The sequence below is a fragment of the Micromonospora sp. NBRC 110009 genome (genome assembly GCF_030518795.1).
Lineage (GTDB): Bacteria > Actinomycetota > Actinomycetes > Mycobacteriales > Micromonosporaceae > Micromonospora.
This window is the reverse complement of the sequence record NZ_CP130427.1, coordinates 2393217-2418057: the sequence shown is the minus strand read 5'-3', so window position 1 is coordinate 2418057 and position 24841 is coordinate 2393217. Positions and strand designations below refer to the sequence as shown.

Annotated in this window: 19 protein-coding genes; 12 read left to right on the top strand and 7 right to left on the bottom strand. The window is 71.6% G+C overall.

Features of this window, described 5'->3' with window-relative positions; all coding sequences use genetic code 11:
• Nucleotides 1–294: 294 nt before the first annotated feature.
• From Q2K19_RS11505 to Q2K19_RS11485, 5 genes are all read left to right on the top strand, one after another.
• Complete coding sequence (locus Q2K19_RS11505) at nt 295–2835, top strand: putative bifunctional diguanylate cyclase/phosphodiesterase (protein WP_302770429.1); 2541 nt, start codon at nt 295–297, stop codon at nt 2833–2835.
• A gap of 77 nt (nt 2836–2912) precedes the next feature.
• Nucleotides 2913–4202, top strand: a complete 1290-nt coding sequence (locus tag Q2K19_RS11500; RefSeq protein ID WP_302770426.1) for a glycosyltransferase 87 family protein — start codon at nt 2913–2915, stop codon at nt 4200–4202.
• Between the two features lie 57 nt (nt 4203–4259).
• Nucleotides 4260–4892 carry a phosphoribosyltransferase gene (locus Q2K19_RS11495; RefSeq protein ID WP_302770423.1) on the top strand — a complete coding sequence of 211 codons (633 nt, stop codon included), beginning with the start codon at nt 4260–4262 and terminating at the stop codon, nt 4890–4892.
• Nucleotides 4893–4915: 23 nt separating this feature from the next.
• Nucleotides 4916–5302 carry a TFIIB-type zinc ribbon-containing protein gene (locus Q2K19_RS11490; protein ID WP_302770420.1) on the top strand — a complete coding sequence of 129 codons (387 nt, stop codon included), beginning with the start codon at nt 4916–4918 and terminating at the stop codon, nt 5300–5302.
• Nucleotides 5303–5381: 79 nt separating this feature from the next.
• Entirely contained in the window at nt 5382–6065 is a 684-nt protein-coding gene (locus tag Q2K19_RS11485) for a maleylpyruvate isomerase N-terminal domain-containing protein (RefSeq protein WP_302770417.1), read from the top strand.
• 21 nt (nt 6066–6086) lie between these two features.
• Here Q2K19_RS11485 and dnaB read toward each other — a convergent pair whose 3' ends face one another.
• A complete protein-coding gene (gene dnaB, locus Q2K19_RS11480; protein WP_302770414.1) occupies nt 6087–7490 on the bottom strand; it encodes a replicative DNA helicase in 1404 nt (467 codons plus the stop codon).
• A gap of 392 nt (nt 7491–7882) precedes the next feature.
• Between dnaB and Q2K19_RS11475 the strand changes: the two genes are divergently transcribed.
• Nucleotides 7883–9430: a hypothetical protein gene (locus Q2K19_RS11475; RefSeq protein ID WP_302770412.1), complete on the top strand. Its 1548-nt coding sequence runs from the start codon at nt 7883–7885 to the stop codon at nt 9428–9430.
• A gap of 83 nt (nt 9431–9513) precedes the next feature.
• On the opposite strand, the gene rplI is transcribed toward Q2K19_RS11475, so the two are convergent.
• From rplI to rpsF, 4 genes are all read right to left on the bottom strand, one after another.
• The gene (rplI, locus tag Q2K19_RS11470) at nt 9514–9960 is read right to left on the bottom strand and encodes a 50S ribosomal protein L9 (RefSeq protein WP_302770410.1); all 447 of its coding nucleotides are present in this window, start codon (nt 9958–9960) and stop codon (nt 9514–9516) included.
• Between the two features lie 14 nt (nt 9961–9974).
• The gene (gene rpsR / locus Q2K19_RS11465) at nt 9975–10214 is read right to left on the bottom strand and encodes a 30S ribosomal protein S18 (protein ID WP_013289355.1); all 240 of its coding nucleotides are present in this window, start codon (nt 10212–10214) and stop codon (nt 9975–9977) included.
• A gap of 41 nt (nt 10215–10255) precedes the next feature.
• Entirely contained in the window at nt 10256–10783 is a 528-nt protein-coding gene (locus tag Q2K19_RS11460) for a single-stranded DNA-binding protein (RefSeq protein ID WP_198940427.1), read from the bottom strand.
• Nucleotides 10784–10864: 81 nt separating this feature from the next.
• Nucleotides 10865–11155 (bottom strand): 30S ribosomal protein S6, encoded by a 291-nt coding sequence (gene rpsF, locus Q2K19_RS11455; protein WP_302770370.1) that lies wholly within the window; start codon nt 11153–11155, stop codon nt 10865–10867.
• Nucleotides 11156–11829: 674 nt separating this feature from the next.
• On the opposite strand from rpsF, the gene Q2K19_RS11450 reads away from it, so the two are divergent.
• Nucleotides 11830–12612 carry a deoxyribonuclease IV gene (locus tag Q2K19_RS11450; RefSeq protein ID WP_302770367.1) on the top strand — a complete coding sequence of 261 codons (783 nt, stop codon included), beginning with the start codon at nt 11830–11832 and terminating at the stop codon, nt 12610–12612.
• Entirely contained in the window at nt 12609–14819 is a 2211-nt protein-coding gene (locus tag Q2K19_RS11445) for a hypothetical protein (RefSeq protein WP_302770364.1), read from the top strand. Before Q2K19_RS11450 ends, Q2K19_RS11445 begins: the two co-directional genes overlap by 4 nt.
• A gap of 50 nt (nt 14820–14869) precedes the next feature.
• On the opposite strand, the gene Q2K19_RS11440 is transcribed toward Q2K19_RS11445, so the two are convergent.
• Both Q2K19_RS11440 and Q2K19_RS11435 read right to left on the bottom strand, forming a co-directional pair.
• The gene (locus tag Q2K19_RS11440) at nt 14870–15364 is read right to left on the bottom strand and encodes a hypothetical protein (RefSeq protein ID WP_302770361.1); all 495 of its coding nucleotides are present in this window, start codon (nt 15362–15364) and stop codon (nt 14870–14872) included.
• Nucleotides 15361–19311: an SGNH/GDSL hydrolase family protein gene (locus tag Q2K19_RS11435; protein ID WP_302770359.1), complete on the bottom strand. Its 3951-nt coding sequence runs from the start codon at nt 19309–19311 to the stop codon at nt 15361–15363. Before Q2K19_RS11435 ends, Q2K19_RS11440 begins: the two co-directional genes overlap by 4 nt.
• 299 nt (nt 19312–19610) lie before the next feature.
• On the opposite strand from Q2K19_RS11435, the gene Q2K19_RS11430 reads away from it, so the two are divergent.
• The 4 genes from Q2K19_RS11430 (at nt 19611) to Q2K19_RS11415 (ending at nt 24626) form a co-directional block, all read left to right on the top strand.
• The gene (locus tag Q2K19_RS11430; RefSeq protein WP_446839671.1) at nt 19611–19913 is read left to right on the top strand and encodes a transposase; all 303 of its coding nucleotides are present in this window, start codon (nt 19611–19613) and stop codon (nt 19911–19913) included.
• A complete protein-coding gene (locus Q2K19_RS11425; RefSeq protein ID WP_302770355.1) occupies nt 19910–20809 on the top strand; it encodes an IS3 family transposase in 900 nt (299 codons plus the stop codon). The genes Q2K19_RS11430 and Q2K19_RS11425 overlap by 4 nt, the downstream gene beginning before the upstream one ends.
• A gap of 344 nt (nt 20810–21153) precedes the next feature.
• Nucleotides 21154–21768, top strand: coding sequence for a hypothetical protein (locus Q2K19_RS11420; protein WP_302770309.1), 615 nt, complete (start codon nt 21154–21156; stop codon nt 21766–21768).
• Complete coding sequence (locus Q2K19_RS11415) at nt 21759–24626, top strand: carbohydrate-binding protein (RefSeq protein ID WP_302770307.1); 2868 nt, start codon at nt 21759–21761, stop codon at nt 24624–24626. The genes Q2K19_RS11420 and Q2K19_RS11415 overlap by 10 nt, the downstream gene beginning before the upstream one ends.
• Nucleotides 24627–24841 lie beyond the last annotated feature (215 nt).

Below are 24841 nucleotides of genomic sequence, written 5' to 3'. Positions count from 1 at the left end.
GCGCAGACTGTGTGCGGCCCTTACGGGGCAGGCCGCAAGCGGTCGAGCGCTCCGCATCTGAATGATGGACAGGACGTCACAAATGACATCGAGTTCTCTGATGTTGCGCATAAAGACAAATAAGCGTACAAGTCATCGACTAACTGACCTAGGCTCCCCCTATCAATAAGCAGCATCGGTGACTGGGGGTCGCGATGAAGTCGCACGAGTGGCTCTGAGCAATCTTCTACCGCGACGCGAAGCGCGGTACGCTCGGAGGCCCGATAGCCATCGGTTACCGCACAAGGACGATGGGTGGCTTCCGAAGATCGACGCACCGAGACCGATCGGCGACTGACGTCGCTAGTCGGTCTCGTCGTCGTTCTGGCGATCGCCTCGGCAGCCGCCTCGGTCGTCAAGCTCAGCACCGGCGGCCCCGCCACCTCCCCGGCCATCTGGATCGCCCTCGTCTCCCTGATCGCGGTCGGCTTCTCGGTGAAGGTGCGGATCCGCGTCCGGGCCACCAACCACGCCTTCGCGTGGACCGAGACAGCGATCATGATCGGTCTCGCGGTCGCGCCCGCGTCGACCGTCACCCTGGCGACGGGTTGCGGCATCGCGCTGGCCATGATCCTGACTCGGGTGACGCCGTTCAAGACGGCGTTCGGCGTGGGAAAGAACATGCTGGTCGCCACGACGGCGGGCTGGGTGCTCCAGCTCGCCGGCTGGCGGCTCGGAGAAGACATCACCCAGGCCGCCCTGCCGTTCACGATCGCCTATGCCGCCGCGGTGGTGCTGGACGAGGCGATCACCCTTCCCGTCATCTCCATGGCGACCGGCGAGCGGCTACCAACCCTGTTCAAGGAGGACTGGGGCCTGCGGGTGGCGGCCGCCCTGGCCCGGCTCCTCGTGATCATCGGAACCGTCTTCATACTTCAGGCGGACGGCCGATTCCTGCTGGCGGTGCCGCCGCTGGTACTGAGCCTGCACCTGCTCTACTCCAACCGGGTCAAGGCACGCACCGAACAGCAGGCCTGGCAGCGGCTCGCCCGGACCACCGACGCCCTTAACGTCGTCGACCTCGACCAGGTGCTCACCACCGCCGTCACCCAGGCCGCCGAGCTCTTCTCCGCCAACGAGGTCGAGATCGAGCTGCGCGACGGACGCCGCACGGTCCGCGGCGGCACCGGCGGCATCGCGTACGACGGGGAGGCTCCCGAGGCCAGCCGGGTGGACGGCACCGTCCTTCCGGTCACGCTGGAGGGGCACGACCACACCGCCGACCTCGGCGTGCTCCGGCTGCGCTTCGCCGGCCCGGTCGAGCTGTCCGAACGGGAGCGGTACACCCTGCGGACCTTCGCCTCGGCGCTCTGCACCGCCGTCCGCAACGCCCAGGCCTACGCCGAGCTGGCCAGGATCGCCGCGGAGCACGCGTACGCGGCCACGCACGACGCCCTGACCGGGCTCTCCAACCGGCGGCACCTGCTGGACGAGGGCACCGAGCAGCTCACCAACCGGCACGCCGAGGGCGTCACCGCCCTGGTGCTGATCGACCTCAACCACTTCAAGGAGGTCAACGACACGCTCGGGCACGGCGCCGGCGACCGGGTGCTCATGCAGGTGGCCGACCGGCTGCGGGCGGCGGCCCGCCCGGACGATCTGGTGGCCCGGCTCGGCGGCGACGAGTTCGCCGTCCTGCTGCGCGGCCTGCCCGCCCCGGCGGTCGCGGCGCACCGCGCCGAGTCGCTGCTCGGCGCGCTGCACGAGCCGCTCGACCTGGACGGCATGCGGATCAGCGTGGAGGCCAGCGGCGGCATCGCCGTCGCCCCTGCCAGCGGCGGCATGGCCGAGCTGCTCCGCCGCGCCGACGTGGCGATGTACCAGGCCAAACGGGCCGGCCAGCAGGTCTCCACGTACGCCCCGGCCCGCGACACGGCCGACCTGGGCCGGCTCACCCTCGGCGGCGAGCTGCCCCGCGCGGTCGCCGACCACGAGTTCACCGTCACCTTCCAGCCGATCGTCGACCTGGGCAGCGGCGCGGCCATCGGCGCGGAGGCGCTGGCCCGCTGGCACCACCCGACCCACGGCATGATCGACCCGCTGCACTTCCTGGAGGCGGTGGAACGCTCCGGGCTGCTGCCCGCGTTCACCGAGGCGATCCTCGACCAGGCGCTCATCGCGGCCGGCACCTGGCGGGCCGCCGGGTTCGACCTGCCGGTCTCGGTGAACATGTCGCCGCGCAGCCTCCTCGACCCCCGCTTCCCCGGGGCGGTGCTGGCCCGGCTGCGGGCCCACGACCTGCCGCCGGACCGGCTGGTCCTGGAGCTGACCGAGACCCTGACGCTCAGTCAGCTCGACGTGGTCGACCAGGTGCTCAGCCGGCTCCGCGACTCCGGCGTCCGGCTGGCCCTCGACGACTTCGGCACCGGCTACTCCTCGCTCTCCCTGCTCTCCCGCATCCCGGTGCACGAGTTGAAGATCGACCGCAGCTTCGTCAGCACGATGGAGACCGCGACCGAGGCGGCCGCGGTGATCCGCTCCACGCTGGACCTCGGCCGCAGCCTCGACCTCACGGTGGTGGCCGAGGGCGTGGAGAGCGAACCGCAGCGGCGGGCGCTCTGGGAGCTGGGCTGCGCCGCCGGGCAGGGCCACCTCTTCGCCCGGCCCCTGCCGGCCGGCGCGCTGCTCGCCGCCCTCCAGCGGGGTGCCGGCGGCCGACCGGGGATCCTCGCGCCACCGCTGCACGACGCCGGCGCGGTGATCCGCCTGCCCGGCCGCCGCACCGGCGGGCGCGGCCGGACCGGCACCTCGCCCGCCAGCACCGGCCAGACCGCCGACGAGCCCCGGCGCTCCTGATCCGGACCACGCCCCGGACGGCAACCGCCCAAGATCTGCAGGCCGGGGCGCGGCGGCCGTCTGCCAGACTGGCCCGCGTGATCCCCGACCGGACCGCCCCCGCCGCCCGGCGCTGGCAGGCGGTCGACTCCGCCGCCGGCGGCCTCGCCCTCGACCTGGGCCTCTACGCCGTGTCCGCGGTGTTCGCCGGCGTCACCGCCGCGACCTCCACCCTGCTGCCGCACCGTGCCTGGGGGGCGCTCGCCGCCGTCGGGTACGCGCTGGCGGCGCTCGCTGCCACCGGCCAGTTCCTCGCCCGCCGGCGACACGCCGGCACCCCGCTCGCCGGGCTGCCCGCCCGCTGGGCCGTCACCGGCGTCGCCTGGGCCACCACCGCGCTGCTGCCGGTCGTGGCGCAGAGCATCCAGCGCGCGGCGGGCCGCACCGATCGGGCCCAGGAGGAGGTGGTGGTGGTGGAGCAGGCCGGCGCACGGCTCGCCGAGCACGGCACCCCCTACCTCGGGCACGACGCGATCGCCGCACTGCCGCCGGCGGAGCAGTTGCTCGGCTACACCCCCTACCAGCCGGGGATGGCGCTGTTCGGGCTGCCCCGGGCCGCCGTCGACGCCTGGTGGACCGACGCGCGGGTCTGGTTCGCCCTGGTCACCGCCGTGGCGCTCGCCGGGGTGGTGGCCACGCTGCGGGGCACGCCCGGCCCGGACACGCCGGGTCGGGCCGCCGCCCTGCTGCGCGGCGTACAGGCGGTCGCCGTGCTGCCCATCTGCGCGCTCACCCTGGCGACCGGCGGCGACGACCTGCCCGTACTCGCCCTCTGCCTGCTCGCGCTGGCCCTCGCCGCCGCCGGCCGGCCCGGCCGGGCCGGCGTGGCCGTCGGCGTGGCCGGTGCGCTCAAGCTCTTCGCCTGGCCGGTGGCCGTCGTGCTGGTCTGCTGGGCCGCCACCCGCCGGGCCGGCCTCCGCACCGCCCTCGGCGCCCTCGGCCTGCCCGCCGTCGCGCTGCTCCCCGTCCTCCTGGTCGACCGGGACGCCCTGGTGGAGAACGTGCTGCGCTTCCCACTCGGGCACGGGCTGGTGACCAGCCCCGCGCAGTCCCCCTTCCCCGGGCACCTGATCGCCGGGGCGCTGCCCGCCGGCCGGATCGTCGCCGCCGCGCTGCTCGCCGCGGTCGGGGTGGCGATCGCCGTCCGGCTCCTGCGCCGTCCGCCACGCACCGCCGCCACCACCGCGCTGATCTGCGGGTACGGGCTGCTCGCCGCGATCCTGCTGATGCCCGCCACCCGGTTCGGTTACCTGCTCTACCCGGTCGCCCTGCTGGTCCTGGCCCCCGCGCTGGCGCACGCCGAACGCCGGCCGGAGGTCGCCACCTGACCGGCTTTCCGCCCAACTCCCCGGCACGCACCCCCGGCAGGGCGTAGACCTGAGGACATGACCACCTACCGCGACCGGGAAGAGGCGGGCCAGGTGCTCGCCGAACGCCTCACCGACCTCGCCGGACGGCCGGACGCCATCGTGCTCGGGCTGGTCCGCGGCGGCGTACTCGTCGCCCGGGTGATCGCCGACCGGCTCGGCGTGCCACTGGACGTGCTGGTGGTCCGCAAGCTCGGCGTGCCCTGGGCGCCCGAGGTGGCGTACGGGGCGCTCGGGCCCGACGGGGTGCAGGTGCTCAACGAGATGGTCGCCGACCGGCTCGCCGAGGCCGACCGGGCCGAGGTGCGGCAACGGGAGCAGGCCGAACTGGAGCGCCGCGAGCGCCGCTACCGGGCTGGCCGCCCGCAGCTCGACCTGGCCGGGAAGACCGCCGTCATCGCCGACGACGGGCTGGCCACCGGGGCCACCGCGCGTGCGGCCGTCCAGGTGGCCCGCCACCTCGGCGCCGCCCGGGTCGTCGTGGCCGTGCCGGTCGGCTCCGACCAGGCGTACGAGATGCTCGCCGCCGAGGCCGACCAGGTCGTCATCGTGGAGACACCGGCCGACTTCGCCGCGGTGGGCGCCTACTACGACGACTTCCACGAGGTCTCCGACGACGAGGTGACGCAAGCGCTCACCGCCACCGCGTGACCCCACCGGGTACCGTCGGTCCCATGCAGCTCACCTGTCCCAAGTGTCACGGAGACATGCGCCAGTACGAGCGCAGCGGAGTGATCATCGACCAGTGCAGCGAGTGCCGCGGCATCTTCCTCGACCGCGGCGAGCTCGAGAAGCTGTTCGAGGCCGAGGCGAACTGGAACCGGCAGCACGCCGGCGCGCAGGCGGCCCCGGCAGCCGGCGGCTACCCGCCGCCCCCACCTCCGCCGCCGAGCGCCGCCCCGCACCAGCCCGGCTACGGCGCCGTCCCGCCGCCCCCGCCGCCGCCCGGCCACGGCTACGCCCAGCCGGCGTACGGGCACGGCGGCGGCCACTACGGCTACCACGGCCACTACAAGCGCAAGAAGCACCACGGCGGCTTCCTCGGCGAGCTCTTCGACTGAACGGCACGCTCCGGCCGGGTCGGCACCGCCGGCCCGGCCCCGCGTGCCGGTCCGGTGCGCTCGTGGCAGGCTGCTGCCCATGACCGCGATCCGGCAGCACGAAGCGCTGGCCCAGGCGTACCACGGGATCACCGCCGTCGTCGCCGGGCTCGACGACGCCGCCCTGCAACGGCCGACCGGATGCCGGGGCTGGCTCGTCGCGGACCTGCTGTTCCATGTCCTCTGCGACGCCCAGCGTGCCCTGGTCGCGCTGGCCAGCCCGGCCGCCGGCCCGGCCGACGTGGACGACGTCAGCTACTGGCGCGCGTTCACCCCGGGCGGCAACGACGGGGCCAGCGTGAAGCACGCCTGGTGGGTCCGCCGGTCGGCCGCCGCGTTCGAACGGCCCAGCGGCGTCGTCCGGATCTGGACGGACACCGCCCCCGCCGCCGCCCGCGCGGCTGCCGCCGCCGACTCCGACGGACACGTCACCACCCAGGGGCACGTGCTGCGCGTACCGGACTTCCTCGCCACCCTGACCACCGAGGCGGTCATCCACCACCTCGACCTGGTGGTGGACCTGCCCGACGCCCCGCTTCCCGCCGAGGCCCCCACCCGGGTCGCGGTGGCCACGGTGGACGGCCTGCTCAGCGACGAGGCCGTCCGCCCCACCGGCTGGGACGACCGGGAATACCTGATCAAGGCCACCGGCCGGGTGCCACTCACCGACCGCGACCGGCGGGAACTCGGCGAGGCCGCCGGCTGGTTCCCGCTGCTCGGCTAGGACCGGCCCGAGCCGTACTGGTCAGACGATGGCCATGTCGACGAAGCGGGACAGGTGCAGCTGGGCGGCCACGGTCACCGTGTCCGTCGGACCATTTCGGTGCTTCGCAACGATGAAATCCGCCTCGCCGGCGCGCGGCGACTCCTTGTCGTAGTAGTCGTCGCGGTGCAGCAGGATGACAACGTCCGCATCCTGCTCAATTGACCCCGATTCCCGCAGGTCGGACAGCTGCGGTCGCTTGTCGGTGCGCTGCTCCGGGCCACGGTTCAGCTGACTCACCGCGATCACCGGGCACTCGACCTCCTTGGCCAGCAGCTTGAGGCCACGGGAAAGGTCGGCCACCTCCTGCTGCCGGCTCTCGGTGCGCTTCGGCGACGTCATCAGCTGGAGGTAGTCGACCACGATCAGCTTCAGGTCGTGCTTCTGCTTGAGCCGCCGCGCCTTGGCCCGGATCTCCATCAGGTTCATGCTCGGCGTGTCGTCGACGAAGAGCGGCGCCTCGCTGATCTCCCCCATGCAGCGGGCCAGCTTGGTCCAGTCGTCGTCGGAGAGCTGACCGCTGCGGAGCACGTGCAGCGGTACGCGGGCCTCGGCCGAGAGGAGTCGCATGACGATCTCGACCTTGCTCATTTCCAGCGAGAAGATCGCCGACGCCTGGTTGGCGCGGATAGCCGCATTTCGGGCAAAGTCCATAGATGCCGTTGACTTCCCCAAACCGGGCCTGCCTGCCACGATCACGAGCTGGCCCGGGTGCAGGCCGTTGAGCAGCCGGTCGAGATCGCTGAAGCCGGTCGGCACACCGGTCATCACGCCGCCCTGGGCGCCCACGGCCTCGATCTCGTCGAGGGTCGGCTGGAGCATGTCGGCCAGGACGGCGAAGTCCTCGCTGACCCGCCTCTCGGTGACCTCGTAGACGGCCTGCTGGGCGAGGTCGACGACGTCGTCGACGTCCCGGGTGCCGCCCTGGCCGGTGCCGTAGCCGAGTTGGACGATCCGGGTGCCGGCCTCGACCAGCCGGCGCAGCACCGCGCGCTCGCCGACGATGCGGGCGTAGTAGGCGGCGTTGGCGGCGGTGGGCACGCTGGCGATCAGCGTGTGCAGGTAGGGGGCGCCGCCGATCCGGGCCAGGTCGCCGGAGTCGGCCAGGGCGGCCGCGACGGTGATCGGGTCGGCGGGCTCGCCGCGGCCGTAGATGTCGAGGATCGCGTCGAAGATGGTGGCGTGCACCGGGCGGTAGAAGTCGTTGGACTTGAGGATCTCGACGACGTCGGCGATGGCGTCCTTGGAGAGCAGCATGCCGCCGAGGACGCACTGCTCGGCGGCGACGTCCTGGGGCGGGGTCTTCTCGAACTGCGCGTCGCGCTGCGCCGGCGCGGGCGGCTGCCCGCCGGCCCGTTCCGCTCGCGTGTCGTCGGTGACCGACACCGTGCCCCCTCGCTGCGTCGGATCCAGTCCAGCTATACCGCCGGGGTCTGACAGCTCCGACGACCCTCCGGTCGATCGGGGGCCACCGCCCGGACGGTCGGGGGCCCACGATACGGAACCCGAGGTCAGCCCCTCAACAATGCCGGTGGACGAGCCTCGGGACAACCTGTGGACGCCGGGGGGAAGAAGTGTGCGCAGCGTGTGCACAGGATGTGGACAGGTGATGGGGAAGGCCACCCCGAAAGGCCCTGACCTGCGAATATGCAATCCCCACCCTGTGGACGACAGATTTCGGGTGGAGCTTGAAAGCCGATCGTCCCGTACTATCTCTGCGAACGGCTACACCTGGACAGCGGATTGCACTTTCGGTTGAGAAGGGTCACGCTCCGGCCGTGAGACACCGGGACTGGGGAAGCGGGGAGGGCAGCGCGCGCGAGCGCCAGCCGATCGCTCCGTGGGACGATCCCGCCGAGCCGCTCCCGGTGGACGCGTACGAGTCCGGGCGTTACGGCACGCCGAGCCGGCGCCGGGCCGTCGAGCGCGGCCAGGCCGAGCCGGTCGACGCCTACCTTCCCCGCTGGGCGGTGGAGTCGGGGGTCCGCCGGGCGGACGGCGGCGGCCGGCACGCCGCCCCCGACGATGACGCCGTCGAGCCGCCGTACTCGGGTGGTGGCTGGCGGGCCGGCACGGACAGCGCGTGGCTTCGGGACGACGACCGCCGCGAGGTCAGGGCGATCGGCGCCGGCCCGGCCGGCGAGCACACCGCCGAGTGGACCTTCGACACCCCGCAGGACCAGGGGTACGTGGGGAGCCGGCGCGCCGAGTCCATCGAGGAGGAGCCGGTCTCCGGGTCGGCCCCGCGGAGCCGGCCGCGTCGCGCGCCGACCCGCCGGCCCCAGGTGACCTGGTCGGACCTCGAGGAGAGCACGTCGTCGGGCGGGGAGGGCGACCGGTGGGAGTCCGCCCGGACCGGCTGGCGGGCGGGGTCGGGCTCCTGGTCCGGGCCGGAGGTGGATCCGTGGAGCCGGGGCCGGTCGGCCGGGCCGGATCCGGCGGAGCAGCCGGCGGTTGACCCGTGGGACGCGTCGGGGGTGCACGCCTGGGACCGTGCCGTCACCGGCGAGCGGTGGGACCAGGCGGAGGGCACGGGCCGCTGGGACCGGACCGAGCACACCGGCGAACTGGGCCGGATCACGGACACCGGCCGGTGGGACCGCTACCCCGGGACCGGCCGGTGGGACGGGTACGCCGACACCGGCCAGTGGAGCCGCTACGCCGAGGCGGACCCGCGGGACCGCACCGCGCCGCCGGCACCGGCCGGCGAGGGCTGGGCCTCGGCGGAGCAGGCCGAGGAGTTCTGGTCCGGGACCCGGCTGGCCGGGGACGATCCGCGGTGGATGGAGACGCCGCCGTCCGCGCCGCGGTCGCCGATCGTCGCCTACACCGCCCCGCGGCCGCGTACGACGGTTCGTCGGACGGCGGCGCCGGTGGGCGCGGGTGGGGACGGGGCGTCGCCGTTGCGCCGGCGGTTCGAGACGGCGGGCGGCGGGTCGTGGGGCCGCCGCCTGGAGGACGACCTGCTCGACCCGGATCCGGGCGGGCCGCTGCGGCCGCTGTTCTACACCGCCGCCTGCTACCTGGTGCCGGCGTTGCTGCTCTTCATCGGGCTGCTGTTCCTCAACGGGCAGCCGCCGGCGGGCTGCGTCACGGACATCACCGGCGGCGGCTGTGACTCGCCGCGCACGCACGCGCTCGCCTCGCTGATCGCCGGCGCGCCACGGTTCGGGCTGGCGCTGGTGAGCAGTCTGGTGGTGGCCGTGGTGCTGCGCCGGGTCGGGACGACCTGGCGGTCGGCGACGGTGGCCCTGGCCGCGGCGGTGGTCGGTGGTGGTCTGTCGACCGTGATGATCAGCGCGGTGACCGGCCAGCCGATCGGCTGAGCGACGCCGGCCGGGCACGAGCCCGAGAAGCGGAAAGGCCCGCACCGGGATCCGGTGCGGGCCTTTCGGTCGTGCCGTGGGTGTCAGCCCTTGACCACGTTCAGGTCGAACTTGGCGGTCACCTCGGGGTGCAGCTTGATGCTGACCGGGTAGCTGCCGAGCGACTTGATGTGCGCGGGCAGCTCGAGCCGACGACGGTCCAGGGTCGGCCCGCCGGCCGCCTTGACGGCGTCGACGATCTCGGCCGGCGTGACCGAGCCGAAGAGCCGGCCGCCGTCGCCGGCGCGGGCCTTCAGGTTGACCTTCAGGCCCTCGAGCTGGGTCTTGACCTCGTTGGCGTGGCCAAGGTCGCGGATCTCCCGGGCCGCGCGGGCCCGCTGGATGACCGTGACCTGCTTCTCCGCGCCCTTGGTCCAGGCGATCGCGAAGCCCTGCGGCAGCAGGTAGTTACGGCCGTAGCCGTCCTTCACCTCGACGATGTCGCCCGGGGCACCGAGACCGGACACCTCCTGAGTCAGGATGATCTTCATGTCGGTGCCTCCTCTCAGCGGGTCGTGGCCGTGTACGGCAGGAGCGCCATCTCGCGGGCGTTCTTGACCGCACGGGCGATCTGCCGCTGCTGCTGCGAGGTCACGCCGGTCACCCGCCGAGCGCGGATCTTGCCGCGGTCGGAGATGAACTTGCGCAGCAGCGCGGTGTCCTTGTAGTCGATGTAGGTGATCCCGTCCTTGTCGAGCGGGTTCACCTTCTTCTTCGGCTTGCGAAGTGCCGCAGCCTTGGCCATTGCTCTTGCTCCTGGTTTGCGATCGCGGGCGCTCGGCGCCATTAGAACGGGGGCTCCTCGTCGAAGTTTCCGCCGCCCGAACCACCGCGCGAGGGAGCCGGGGCAGCCGAGGCCCAGGGGTCGTCGAAGTTGCCTCCGCCGCCACCCTGGCCACCACCACCGCCGAAGCCGCCTCCGCCGCCCGAGCGGGACATCTTCTGCACCTTCGCCGTGGCGTAGCGCAGAGACGGGCCGATCTCGTCGACCTCCAGCTCGATGACGGTGCGCTTCTCACCCTCACGGGTCTCGTACGACCGCTGACGCAGCCGGCCGGACACGATCACCCGGGCGCCGCGCTGCAGCGACTCGGCGACGTTCTCGGCGGCCTGCCGCCAGACGGTGCACGAGAGGAACAGCGGCTCGCCGTCCTTCCACTCGCCGGACGCCTTGTCCATGAAGCGGGGCGTCGAGGCGACCCGGAACTTGGCGACCGCCGCCCCGGAGGGGGTGAACCGCAACTCGGGGTCATCGGTCAGGTTGCCGATGACCGTGATGGTGGTGTCTCCTGCCATGACCATCTCCTCGCGCACTCATCGTTTCGCCCGCACAGGTTCTCAGAGCCCTGTGACAGCGTCGATGAGGCTTGATCCGGACGTGCCGGGTCTAGATGCTCAGCGCATCTCCGGACGGATGACCTTGGTGCGCAGCACCGACTCGTTGAGTCGGAGCTGACGGTCCAGCTCAGCCACGGCCTCCGGCGACGCCTGGAGGTCGACGACGGCGTAGATGCCCTCGGCCTTCTTGTTGATCTCGTACGCGAGGCGCCGGCGGCCCCACACGTCGGTCTTCTCCACCGAGCCACCCGCGGTCCGGATCACGTTCAGGTACGTGTCGAGCGACGGGGCGACGGTGCGCTCCTCGAGGCTGGGGTCGAGGATCACCATGACTTCGTAATGACGCAAGACGTGCTCACCTCCTGTGGGCTAAGCGGCCACGGTCCTTCCGTGGCAGGAGGTCGTGCGTCGTGGCCCGTGACCGGTGCCGGGGGAACCCGGCCGGACGCGGACAACCGGACCAGGATACCCGGTCCGGACGATCATGGCTGGGCCGGTCGGGGCGGGCACCCGGGCGCGGCGACAGGGGTCCACCGTCCGGCGTCGCGCGTCGGAGGTGGACCCCTGTCCACGGGGCCGCGGGGCGTCCCGTCCGCATTCCTTGGGTGGGACCTGGGGAGGAACGACCACACCGATGAGGTTGGATCGAGGACGCCCCGCGGAGCTTTATTGTGTTGTCACCTGGTCTGACCATACAACGGCTCTCGTCACCTCTTGGGGGAAATGGAGGAATTTGCCGGGACATCCTGCCGAGCAGGCGTCCGGTGTGACGAGTCGGAACCCGCCCCGCCGTGCCGGGCCGCACAACGGGGCGCCCCGTTACCGGGGGCCTCCCCTCACCCGGACCCGCTGTGGACCAGGCCCGGGCAGAGCGTTGACCATCGATCCCACCTCGGACAACGATCGCCGGGCCGCCCGGTGACGCCGACGCCGGCGAAGCCGCGGCGCGGCCCGGTCCGGACGCGCGAACCGGCCCACCGCGGTCACCCCGTCCGTCGGAGCCGCGACGTAGGCTGCCCTGCATGCGAATCGGAGCCCACGTCGATCCGACCGACCCGCTGGCCGAGGCGGCCACCCGGGACGCCGAAGCCGTGCAGTTCTTCCTCGCCGATCCACAGGGATGGAAGGCCCCGAAGCCCCGGGAGGACGCGGAGCAGCTGCGCGAGGCCGACGTCGACCTCTACGTCCACGCGCCGTACGTGATCAACGTGGCCACCCTCAACAACCGGATCCGCATCCCCAGCCGGAAGCTGCTGCTCGGTCACGCGAGCGCCGCGGCCGCCGTCGGGGCCAAGGGCCTGATCGTGCACGGCGGCCACGTCAACGCCGGCGACGACCCGGCCGTGGGCTTCGACAACTGGCGCAAGACCTTCGCGTACGCGGCGGACTCGGGCGGCTTCCCGCTCCCGGTGCTGATCGAGAACACGGCCGGCGGTGGCAACGCCTGCGCCCGGCACCTCGACGCGCTGGCCCGGCTCTGGGACGCGCTCGGCGACTACGAGGTGGGCTTCTGCCTCGACACCTGCCACGCGTACGCCGGGGGCGAGGAGCTGCTCGGGCTGGTCGACCGGGTCAAGGCGATCACCGGCCGGATCGACCTGATCCACGCCAACAACTCCAAGGGCGCGTTCAACTCCGGCCAGGACCGGCACGACAACCTCACCGGCGGGACGATCGACCCGGAGCTGGTGGTGGCGGTGATCCGGGCGGCCGGCGCGCCGGTGATCGTGGAGACCCCGGGCGGGGCCGAGGGCCAGGCCGCCGACATCGCGTTCCTCCGCGATCAGCTGGGTGCGGCGGCATGACCACCGAGCAGTTTGACGCGACCAACCCGGGCGGGAAGTCCGACCCGACCGGGGCCGGCGCCGACGTCGACGCGGGCGACCGCGGCGCGAGGGCGACCGCGAGCGAGCCCGGCGCGGGGCCGGCGCCGGCCGGGCGGGGTGAGCAGTCGACGCGGGGCGAGCGGTCGACCACGGGCGGGCCCGGCGAACCGGGCGAAGCCGGTCGCGGGATCGACTCGGCGGGTGCGCCGGGCCGGCCGGACGCCGCCGGCCGCGAGGCCACCTCGGACGAGGCCGCCGGCGGGACGCGGGCGGGCGGCGCCGGCGCGAAGACCGACACCGAGGGGGCCGCGCGGACCGACGCGGACGCGAGCCCCGCCGCGAAGCCGGGCGCCGGCAGCGACGCGGCGAAGGCCGACGACCCGGGCGCGCCCGCCGAGGGCACGAAGCCGGACGACCCGTTCACCGCGTTCGGCCCCGCCCCGGATCCGGTGCTCACCCGTCCCCGCCGGGCGGTCCGCGCGGTGGGCCGCTTCCTCGTCCACGAGTGGACCCTGGCCACCGTCGCCTCGCTGGCGCTGGCCGCCCTGATGACCTGGCCGACCCTGCGCTACCCCGGCTACACGCTGCCCCAGGACTACTGGGACCCGAGCCTCCAGTCGTGGCAGATGGCCTGGTCCGGGCACATCCTGCTGACCGACCCCGCCCAGCTCTGGAACTCGAACACGTTCTTCCCCGACCGGTGGAGCTTCGCCTTCTCCGACACCCTGCTCGGCTACGCGCCGGCCGGCATGATCGGTCACGGTCCCGAGGCCGCCGTGCTGCGCTACAACATCATCTTCGTGCTGGCGCACGCGCTCGCCACGCTCGGGGCGTACGCGCTGGCGCGCCAGCTCGGCGCGGGGCGGATCGGGGCCGCGGTGGCCGGGGCGAGCTACACGTACGCCCCCTGGCTGCTGGCCCAGGCCGGGCACCTGCACATCGTCTCCAACGGCGGCATCCCGCTGGCGCTGGCGATGCTCGCCCGGGGCCACGGCTGGTCCCTGCGGTACGGCTACCGCCCGCGGCGCCGCCACGCCGGCTGGGCATTCGCCGGCTGGCTGGTGGCGGCGTGGCAGCTCAGTCTGGGCTTCGGCGTCGGGCTGCCGTTCGCGTACCTGGTGGCCGGCGTCGTGCTGGTGTCGGCGGTGGTCTGGTTCGCCCGGCGCTGGGTGGTCCGGCCGGTCAAGCGCCCGTTCGGGCGCCGGCTGCTCCTCGCCGACGTGCTCGGTGGCCTGCTCTTCGCCGCGGTGGGGGCGCTGCTGGCGGTGCCGTACTTCAAGGTGGCGGAGCTGCACCCGAACGCCGCCCGGACGCTCGGCGACATCGAGATCTACTCGCCGCCGGTCAGCGGGTTCTTCACCGCGCCGGCCGAGTCCCGGGTCTGGGGTCCGCTGCACGAGGGCGCCCGGGCCGCGCTGCCCTGGCACCCCGAGATGACCCTGCTGCCGGGCTTCGTGCTCTACGCCCTGGCCGCCGGCGGGCTGTTCTTCTCGGTCTGGCGGGTCCGGCACCGGCTCTACCTGCTGGCCGGGGTGCTGGTCACGATGATCCTGGCGATGGGCACCCGGTTCTTCGGTGGCACCTTCAGCTACGTTCCGCTCTTCGAGTACCTGCCCGGTTGGAACGGCCTGCGGACGCCCGGCCGGATGATGCTCTGGGCCACCCTGCTGCTCGGCCTGCTGGCCGCCGGTGCGGTCACCGCGTTCTGCGCCCGGGTACGCGAACTCGCCGCCGAGCGGGTCCCCCCGTGGCCCGGGCCGTGGCTGCGGCTGGCCACCCTGGTGCCGCTGCTGCTGGTGATCGTGGAGGGCCTGAACGTCACGCCGCACCCGGTGGTCCCGCAGCAGCCGGTGGCGATGCGGACCGTGGACGGGCCGATGCTGGTGTTGCCGACCAGCCAGAACCTGGACCAGCCGGTGATGGTCTGGTCGACCAGCCGGTTCCCGGACATGGTCAACGGCGGCAGCGGCTTCACGCCGGAGACCCAGGCCCGGGTCCGCGAGGCGGTCGTCAGCTTCCCCGACCAGGCCAGCATCGACTACCTGCGCCAGCTCGGCGTGAAGAACGTCGTCGTGCTCCGGGGCCAGCTCGGCGGCACCCCGTGGGAGGGGATGCTGGAGCGGCCGTCCGACGGGTTGGGGGTGACCCGCGAAGAGGTCGGCGACGCGGTGGTGTTCCACCTCTGAGAGTCCACGCGAAGCCCTGGCATTCCGGCAGTCCCGGGCCCGCTGGAGGGTCAGTCCGCCAATCTGACCACCCGGTCGGGTCGGCCGGGCTGCTGGTCGAGCGACTCCGCGCAGGCCACATCGGTCATCGTGACCTGCGGGTCTGAACGGAGCGCGCCGGCCAGCCGTACGCATAGCCGGACATGGACCTCAGCGGCCACGTAGCCTCCGCCGTTGCCGGTGCCGTCGTAGGCGACGTCCACCTCGTACCGACCATCCGGCGTCGCACGGCGGCCGAAGACCGTGCCGTCGCGGTCCGCAGCACCCGCGGCTTCGGCGAGCGCGTCGAGCCGCCCGCTCGTGTCGAGCTTCGCCGTGTCTGCATCGGCGAGCACGGCGGTTGCCGTGCGCCGAGCCAGTGCCGCGCGGGAGCGTACCGCCTCGGTCGCCGCCTCGGTCGCCTGCCCTTCAGAGTCGACCAGGCCGCAGCCGGCCAGGCACAGCAGGGCGACGCCCGCGAGGAGAGGTAGTCTCCTCGCGGGCGTCACCCGGACGGCTCCGGTCACAGGCCCATCATATTGACGGTCACATGGTTCATGACCGACGCGTACCGGTTCGATCCGTCCAGGTTGGGATGGAAGGACTGTTGGGAAGCGCCGTACTTGTTCCAGCTCTCCGGCAGGTAATCCGGCATCGGGCCGTTCTCACCCGCCGTGAGAGTGGTGACGATCTTGTTGAGGGCCTCCGGGTCACCGCAGACCCCGTGACCGTCGAATGCGACGGTGGGATCCCCGAAGTAGGTGGGGATGCCCTCGGCGCTCGCCTCCGTGGTCGCCTGTCCCATCACGGTGGCGAGCAGCAACGCCGTCTCGTTCAGCCAGCTCCGCTCCCCGTCGTTGATGTTGCTGACGCAGAAAACGCTGCCCTCCTCGAACAGCTTCGGATAGCCCATCAGCAGAATCTGCGCGTGCGGCGCCTTCCGGTGAATCTCCCGCAGCACGGTCTTGATGGACTGCTTCACCGGCCCCTCGATGTCCTTCTGCACCTTCGCCGCCAGCGGCTCCGCATCACCCGGATAGGTGTCCGTGTCGCACTGGTAGCTGTGCATGATGCAGAACTGCAGCACATCGGCGAAGCGGGCGTCGTTACCGCCGATGGACAGGGTCACCAGGGTGGTGTTGTCGTCGAGGAAGCCTCGGTCGAGTTGTGGCAGCTCTCCCCAGTGGTAAGCGGCGGTCTGGTTCCACGCGTTCTGCGGCGCCGGCTGCCCGTCCGGCACGGTGTAGCCCGGGAGGAGGTTCTCCGTCTCCGCCCCTGAGCAGGCGAGGAACTGGTAGTCCATGTTCGGGTCCCAACTGTCCGCCCGGCTGCCGATGTTCGACGTGCTGTCCGAAAGCACCGCCAGCCGAGACCAGGCGTACGGCGATCGGTGGCAGACGTCCTGGTGGAAGACCTTGTTGTTGGTGATCTCCTTGTAGTTGGACTCCGGGTAGTAGTCGGCACCGTCGAGGCTGGAAACCCCCTCACCGGAGGAGTACGAGTCGCCGAGCGCGACGACCTGGTGCCGCGGCTTGGCGGTCAGCTTCTGGACCGCGATCGCGTCCCAGGCCACGTCCTCGTCGCCGGTGCCGTCGTACGTCTCGTTGGTCAACCGCACCCTGGGCGTGCCGGCGAACTTGAAGACCCCGAGGGACACCCACTGGTTGCGCTGTACCCGTTGCAGGATCACGCGCTTCCTGTCGTTGGCGAAGCCGGTGCCGAGGTCGATCTCGTACGCGGCCTGCCGGGTGTGCGCGCCGTGGTCCGGGACGTGCACCATCACCCGGGCCCAGCCGTTGACTGCCTGGTTCAACGTCCAGGTGCCGGTCACTTTCATCTTGCCGCCCAGATCACCTGACAGCCAGGTGTGGGCGAACCAGAAGTGTCCTCCGAAGCCACCGCCGATCTGATGGAAGTCGACCTTGGACGGGAACTGGCCGGCCGAGTCACTGGCGAAGGTCAGCCCGAAAGTCCCGGAATTGGTCCAGTTGTTCATGCAGCCGGTTCGCACCACGGGAGTTCCAGCGGGAACGTCGTCGACCACCAGGCTTCCCGAGGGCAGCCCGGACAGGTCACACTTCGGCGGGTAGGTGACCGCGTCGTCCTGGTACGCATACCCCGGATCGAACCGGAGCACCTCGTTGCCGAGCTGTCCGTCACCCTTCCAGGTCGCCGACTGGTGATACCAGCACACCAGGTCGTACCTGCCGGCGGCGTTCTGGTGCGCGCAGGGACCCGCGGGCTCGCCCACCACGTCGGGATCGTCCGGCGTGTACAGCTCTCCTGGATGGCAGTCGTTGGAGTCGTCGCAGAACAGATTCGTCGGGGGTTTGACGTTGACGCGGTCGTCGACCGACGTCCACCAGGCGGCCCGGAAGCCCGCCACGAAGGTGTCCGGTCCCTCCAACAGGTTCGGCGGATGCCCGGCGAAGCCAAGCACCTTCTCCTGATATGGCCAGTCCTGGGGATGGGCGGCGTCGCTGTAGGTGTCTTCCAAGAAGGACCGACGGTCCGGCTTGAATCTGGGATTGGCGGGGTTGTTGCTCCAGCCGAGCCCCCAGGGTTCCCCGGTGCCCAGATTGGGGTGCAGACCGGAGTTGTACGCCCACAGGGCGAAGAACCAGTTCTCCAGGCCGGCCGCATCACCGTTGTTGATGATCAGGTTCGCGGCCCGGGTCTGGTTCCACTTGTCCTGCAGTACGCGAAGACCAGCGGCAACGTTCGTGGCGAAGTCGAGGGCCACGGCCCTTTGCGAGTCGTACGGCAGCAACGTCTCCCCGATCTTCGCGTGACCGGTGCGACGCATGCCGTCGGTGAGTTGCGTGACGCCGTAGCCGCAGTCGGCGTCCTCCCAGTGCACGTCCCAGTCGTCGTCCGGGTTCTCGTTGTAGATGTCCCGCCCGTAGTAGTTGCCGATCAGCGGGTTGCCGGTGACTCCGGGCAGGGCATTGCGCGACGCCTGCCACATGTTCGACTCCTGGGCGACGACGCCCAACATGACCTGGGCCGGTACCCGCCCGCCACCGAGCAGGTCGTTCGGGCGAAACAGGCCCTGCGGGGTGTACGCCGGCATCCCTAGGTTCTTCCAGTTGGCCGGCCGCTGCACGTACAGCGAGTCGGTGATGGCCTGGTCGATGGCCCACTCCACCTGGCGTGGCTTGGGCTGCAACGCCTGGTTGCGAGGATCGTTGCGGGGTACCGAACACCAGCGCTCGTCCTCGAGCGGGTCCGTCGTCGAACCGTTGAGCGTCGTGTCGGCACCGGTCGAACGCTGCCCGTCAGCCGATGCGGCGCCGGACGGCAGACTCGCGGACGGGTCTGCTGCGATGGAGCGGGGGACCACCCGGAAGTCCACGTCATGGCCCGTGCCGGTTACCCGCGCCTGGATGGCGACCTGATTGATGTCGGTGGCCGCCGGGGGAGCAGAGCCCTGCTCGGTGCGCTGCACCCGAGTCAGCGCCAGTTTCCCTTCCGAGGACACTTCCGCCGCGGCCGGCACGTCCAGCCGTCCGATACCGGCCGGCAGCGCCTGCAGCTCTGCGGGTCGTCCGGTGATGAAGAGTCGACGGCGGGCCCCCGCCTCGACCGACACCTCGCCGACCCGTGCCTTCGCCAGGGTCCGGACCGCCGCCCCGGGTCGCGGCTCGGTGTAACCCACCCGCGCTTCGTTGCCGGGGCGGTCGATGAAGACCACATTGCCCTGCTGGTCGGTGGCGAGCCCGAACGGGGTGCCCGCGGTCCGGACCAGCGGGACCAGCCGCCCGCCCTTCTCCACCCGGACGAGCCGGGAGCCACCAGCGGCGACGACGCCCGCCGAGGTGAGCACCGCCGAGGTGAGCTCGGCTTCGACGACCGTGGACCGGGACAGTTTTCCGGTGGCGACGTCGAGCGTGGTCAGGCGAGTACGCGGACGGTCGGTTGCCTTCTCCACGCGCTGGCCGTTGAGCTGGGTGAGCACGGCAGACTCTCCGGCTCCGCAGCTGGGATTGAAGTAGGCCAGCGATGATCGGATAGGCAGTCGGGTGACCTCGCCGGTCTTCAGGTCGACCGTCGCGGTGAAGCCGCCTCGGTCGAAGAGATCCGCCTTGTTGGTAAAGGTGCGCGGCCCGTAAACGACAACGAGCCGGCGACCCGACGCGGTCAGACAGGCGTTGCCGATCCACTGGTCGGCTTCGACACCCGGCACGGCCAGGTCGGCGACCGTACGCCAGGTGTATCCGTCGCGTGCGGTGGCGGCGAGGACATGGAAGCCCTCGGCGTCCCCCGACGTCGTCCAGGCGAGGTCGGCGGAGTTACGCCAGCCCCTCGGCAGCACCCGGTCCCGCTGGGCGGGTGGAACCGTGTTGGCATTGGTCGCCCGGTCGACCCGCGACGGCGGGCCCGGATCAGGCGCTGCGGCCTTCGCCGGGAGCCCCGGGATGATCGAGATCGTGATGGCGGCGACCGCCGCGAGGGCGGCCCGTCTTCGGTCCATGGCCTTCCTACCTCTCTTCGAGGAACGGGGACCAACGGACGATGGCGGTTCCGGCCACAGGCCCGTCACCGGCGCGCGTCGTATGACGTCATTCCGGAGGGATGCGTGGGCTGGTGAGCTGCCCCAGCGGTGTCGTCGCCGCGGTGGAGCCGATGAGCGGTCGATGGCGCGGCGGTGAGGACCGAGGCCAGGCTGGTATGGATGTGGTCGGGTGGCTGCCGTGGGCCTGACCCGCTTTGACGGACATCCGAGATCAGGGGCCGGGAGGTCCCGGGAGGATGTCCAGCATCATGGAGAGCATGGGTAGGAAACGGCCTCGGCCTCGGCGGTCGTTCACGGCGGAGTTCAAGGCCGAGATCGTGGAGTTGTGCCAGCGCGGGGACCGAACGGTCGGGCAGGTGTCCAAGGACTTCGACCTGACTGAGACGGCGGTGCGGGACTGGGTGAAGCAGGCCGAGCTCGACGCCGGCGTTCGTAGCGACGGGCCGACCAGCGATGAGCGGGCGGAACTGGCGCGGTTGCGGCGGGAGAACCGGCGGCTGCGTGAGGACGTGGAGATTTTGAAGCGGGCGACGGCTTTCTTCGTGAGGGAGACCCGGTGAACGTGTATCCGTTCATCGAGGCGGAGCAGGCCGGCTCGCGCAGCGTGAAGCGTGCGTGTGAGCTGATGCAGGTCTCCCGGTCCGCCTACTACCAGCACAGCCGGGGCCGGCAGAGCGAGCGGGAGCGCGTCGACCTGGCACTGACCGAGAAGATCACCGCGGTGCACGCGGCCTCGAAGGGCACCTACGGGGCGCCGCGGGTGCACGCCGAACTCGCGGCGGCCGGTCTGCGGCACGGCCGTAAACGCGTCGCACGGTTGATGCGCACCGCTGGGATCGTCGGCAAGTGCCCGCGCCGGTGGCGGACCACCACCGTGCCGGACCCGTCCGCCGAAGCGCGCCCTGACCTGGTCGGCCGGGATTTCGGCACGGACGCGGCCGCGGTCGACACCCGCTGGTGCGGGGACATCACCTACATCAACACGTGGGAGGGCTGGCTGTATCTGGCCACCGTCATCGACCTGGCCTCCCGGCGGGTCGTCGGCTGGGCCGTCGCCGACCACTTGCGCACCGACCTGGTCGACGCCGCCCTCACCAACGCCATCCGCCGCCGGCGGCCACCATCGGGGCTGATCTTCCACGCCGACCGCGGCTGTCAATACACCAGTGCCCAGCATGCCCGCCTCGCCAAGCGCCACGGGATCCGCTTATCACTTGGCCGGCGCGGGCAGTGCTGGGACAACGCCGTCGCCGAGTCGTTCTTCGCCACGATCAAGACCGAACTGATCCACCGCCAGCCGTGGCCGACCCGCACTGCCGCCCGACAGGCGATATTCGAGTACGTGGAAGGCTGGTACAACACCCGTCGGCGGCACTCCAGCCTCGGCTACCTCAGCCCCGCCGCCTACGAAGCCAACGCCAACATCAACCCGCTACCGGCCAGCAAGGTAGCGTGAGATCAACACATCGACCCTGTCCGTCGAAACGGGTCAAGCCCAGCCGGTGATCCGTTCATGAAGAACGGTCGTGGAGCCCGTGGCTGCCGGCCCTACCTGAGCTGGCCCGGGTGTCGAAGCGGCCCCTACACATGGAAGCAACGCCGACCTGCCCGTCGTGAAAGCGCTGAACTTGGGGCCTGGCCTCCACGCCATGGTGAACCTCAGGCTGCGCCGCCGGGCTTTGGTGGGCATCGGCGCGACAGCAGCGTGATGGCGGGATGTGATCGAACGGTGATGGCTGGCGGCACCATCGCCGACCATGAAGACACTCAGAGAGATGCCGCTGGAAGTGGAGGCGGCCGATGGGTAGCTGGAGCAGGTTCGCCTCGTCCCCCCGGGCCGGCCGGTCCAGGTGGTTGCGCATCCTGGCCTCGGCCGGCGCGCTGGCGGTGGCGATGACCGCCGGAGGAGCGGCGGTGAGCACGCCGCAGGTCGCCAAGGCGGCTGGTTGCAAGGCGGACACGTGCGAGGGCAAGTGGGCCGGCGAGCAGGGTTGCACCGCCGACCAGGTGCTCGTCGACGACCGCAACCAGCACATCTACGTCACCACCAGGGACGACGCCGCCACCCGGCTGATCGAGGGGCAGGGCAAGCTCTACTACTCGCCGACCTGCCAGTCGACCTGGGTCGACTACCAGATCACCTACCAGAGTCCTGACACCAGCTGGGAGGCCAACTTCCAGTTCTGGGAGCTCACCCAGTACGGCGCCAACGAGATGCGGAAGCCGCTGGCCGAGTCGCCGCTCTTCCCCGGCACGTACGTCAACTTCACCACGGCCGGCGTCGACCTGTGGCGGTCGGCGATGACCAACTGGAACAACTCGGTGATGGCGTGTTGGTACGTGGGCGAGGACGAGCCCACTCCGAACAACGACCCGTACGGCGAGCTGGAGGATCAGTGCACGCCATGGAACTGACGCGGCGACGGCCGGCGCGACGGCTCGTTCTGCGGGCCCTCGGCACGGCGGTCGCGATCACCGCCTCGGCCCTGGTGGCTCCCCAGCCGGTCGCCGCCCGACCGGACACGCCGGTGCCCGCCGAGACGCTGAGCCGCGGCGCGCTGGCCGACCCGGACCAGGCCCTCGGCCCGAAGTGGACAACCTCCACCGACCAGTTGGTCACCGGAGCGGGTGACCGCAACGGCTTCCACGTCTACCTCGCCAGGGAGCGGGAGGCGTTTGCCTGGTCCATGCTCACCACGCTGAACGCGGGGCTGCCGGATGCCGGTGCCTGGACGGGTAGCGTGTGCGTCACCGGCTCGGGCAAGCGGGCGGTGGCGGTCTACGCGCCCGTGTCCTACACCAACAAGCCGGAGCTGGCCACCAAGGGCGCCTACGTGGCCGTGGTGGACCTGACCACCGGCAAGGCCACCCCGCTGCGGGAACGGGTCCAGCTCGCCTACTACAACCCGTCGTGCGGCACCGGGGAGCGGGTGCTGGTGACCCGGCCCACCGACGTCGGTCAGCAGACCACCGAGGTCCTCGCCATCGATGCGGCGGCGGGCCGGGTGACGTCGACCGTCCGGCTGGCCGGACAGTTCACCAACGCCGCTCCCGCGGCCGACGGCGACTACGGCATCCTCCGCGGTGGTCTACACCGGCTCCGGGCCGGCAAGCTCACCAAGATCGCCGATCCGGGCGGCCGTCCGTTCGCCGTGCGGGCGACGGCGGCGGGCGCGATCGACGTGCTGACCGTCGACGCGCCAAAGCAGGGCGTCGCGGACCGCGCGACCGCCCACCGGTACGTCGGCCGCCGGCACACCGTGCTCGGCACCGCGCCGGCGACCGGCCTGGAGCTGGTCGGGCTCTCCGGCGGCCGCAACGCCCTCGTCGGTGACCTCGGCGGGATCCGCCAGCGGCCGTCCGACCTGGTAATGCTGCCGGCTGCCGGCAAGACCCGGGTGGCGTCGCGGCAGGGTCACCTGCTGGCGATGTCGGTGCTTCCCGTCGAGACCGGGCGGGCGGACCACCGGTCCAGCCTCGCCGTCACGGTGCGGGCCACCGACAGTGGCCAGGTCAGCCGGCGTACGGTGACGGCCACCGCCAAGCCGCCGGCCGACGTCGCGCCGCCGCGTGCCGGGCGGATTCAGACGCCCCAGGCATCAATCGCCGCGGGGGAGGTGATCAGCAATCCCGCCTACTGGCCGACGTGTGCGATCCCCCGCAACGACATCCGCCGACAGGTGCTCCAGCCGAGCGCCAACCAGGTGGAATGGGCGGTGGACCTCGCCGTGCAGGGCAAGCTGACCATCACCCGGCCGGCGAACTACCTGAAGACCGGCATGGCGTCGTACACCCCGCAGGGGCTGTTCCCCTGGTCGTCATCCGATCCGCGGGTGCCGGCGCAGGTGATGCTGGCGGTGCTGGCCCAGGAGACCAACATGGCGCAGGCCTCCTGGCACGCCTCGCCGGGCGATGGAGGCAACCCGCTCGTATCCGACTACTACGGCACCCGCAGCAGCGCCGGCTGGGACTACATCGACTACAGCAGCAGCGACTGTGGCTACGGCATCTCGCAGGTGACCGACGGAATGCGGGAGGACCAAACCTGTGCCGTCTGCGGACCCGGTTGGACCGAGCTCCAGCGGGTGGCCATCGCCACCGACTACACGGCGAACATCGCCGCCGGCCTGCAGATCCTGGTGGAGAAGTTCCAGCAGGTGCAGTCGCTGGGTATCTCGGTCAACACGAATGACCCCCGGTACATCGAGAACTGGTTCCTCGCGGTCTGGGCCTACAACAGCGGCGTACACACCGCCGATGAGCCCGGTTCCCTGGGCAACTACGGTCTCGGCTGGTACAACAACCCGGCGAACCCGTCGTACCCGGCGAACCGCGCGCCGTTCCTGCGGCTCGACCAGAACGACGCCAGCCACCCCTCCGACTGGTCGTACCCGGAGCGGATCATGGGTTGGGCGGAGGTGCCGCAGTGGCAGTGGATCGACCCGTACACGAAGTACTCGACGCCGACGTTCGGCTCCACGAGCAACCAGCTCAGCCTGCCCGGCATGTACCAGTTCTGCCAGGCGGCCAACAACTGCTCGCCGTTCGGCGACAACTCGAGCTGCGACGAGTCCTGCTGGTGGCACAGCGACACCAGCTGGGTCACCGAGGCCAATCCGCTGAGCACCGAGAAGCTGGTGTACGCGGTCGGTTCGGCGGAACCCGCGGCGAAGCGGGTCTATCCGAAGGTCTGCACCCCGTTCTCGGCGACCGGCGCCCTGATCGTGGACGACCTGGCCGACTCCTCGATGAACCCGCTGGGCTGTGCGGGGCAGAGCTGGGGCGGGAAGTTCACGCTCCGTCTCGGGTCACCCGCGGGCGACCTGATGAGCTTCCACGCGGACATCGACCTGCACCAGCTCGGCGCGGGGTATCTCGGCCACATGTGGTTCAGCCACAGCATGGACCCGGACTATGCCGGCCTGCACAAGATCGTCGGCACCTGGACGCCGAACATCCGCAGCGGCACCAGCAGCTGGGACATCGTGGTGCACCTGCCCTCGCACGGCGCCAACGAGACCGGGGCGAGCTACTACATCGAACGGGGCAGAGGCGTCGCTGGCGACCCGGCGGAGTGCCCCATCAACCAGGACGCCGAGACCCTGGGCGTCGACCGGTGGGTGAGCCTGGGCCGCTACACCCTGGGCCCGGGTGCCCGGGTGCAGCTCAGCAACATGATCGCCGGAAGCACCGGTGACGTGGACATCGCCTGGGACGCGATGGCCTTCGTGCCGGCCAGTGGCACCGCGAAGAACTGCGGCACCACCTGGTGACGTAGCCCGACCGTACGCGGTCCACCGGGGGGCGGGCGTTGTCCAACGCCCGCCCCCCGGCTGCGCCCGAGCCAGCGCACCCCGCCGGGTGGCGAGTTGTATCACCTGGAGAGCCCGGGTCCATCGCGGTGGCCGAGAGCGACAACTAGCCGCCGGATGCGGCATGGTCGGGTCCGCCCCGGCCGAGCGCGTGGCCCAGCGGAAGCTGACGGCAC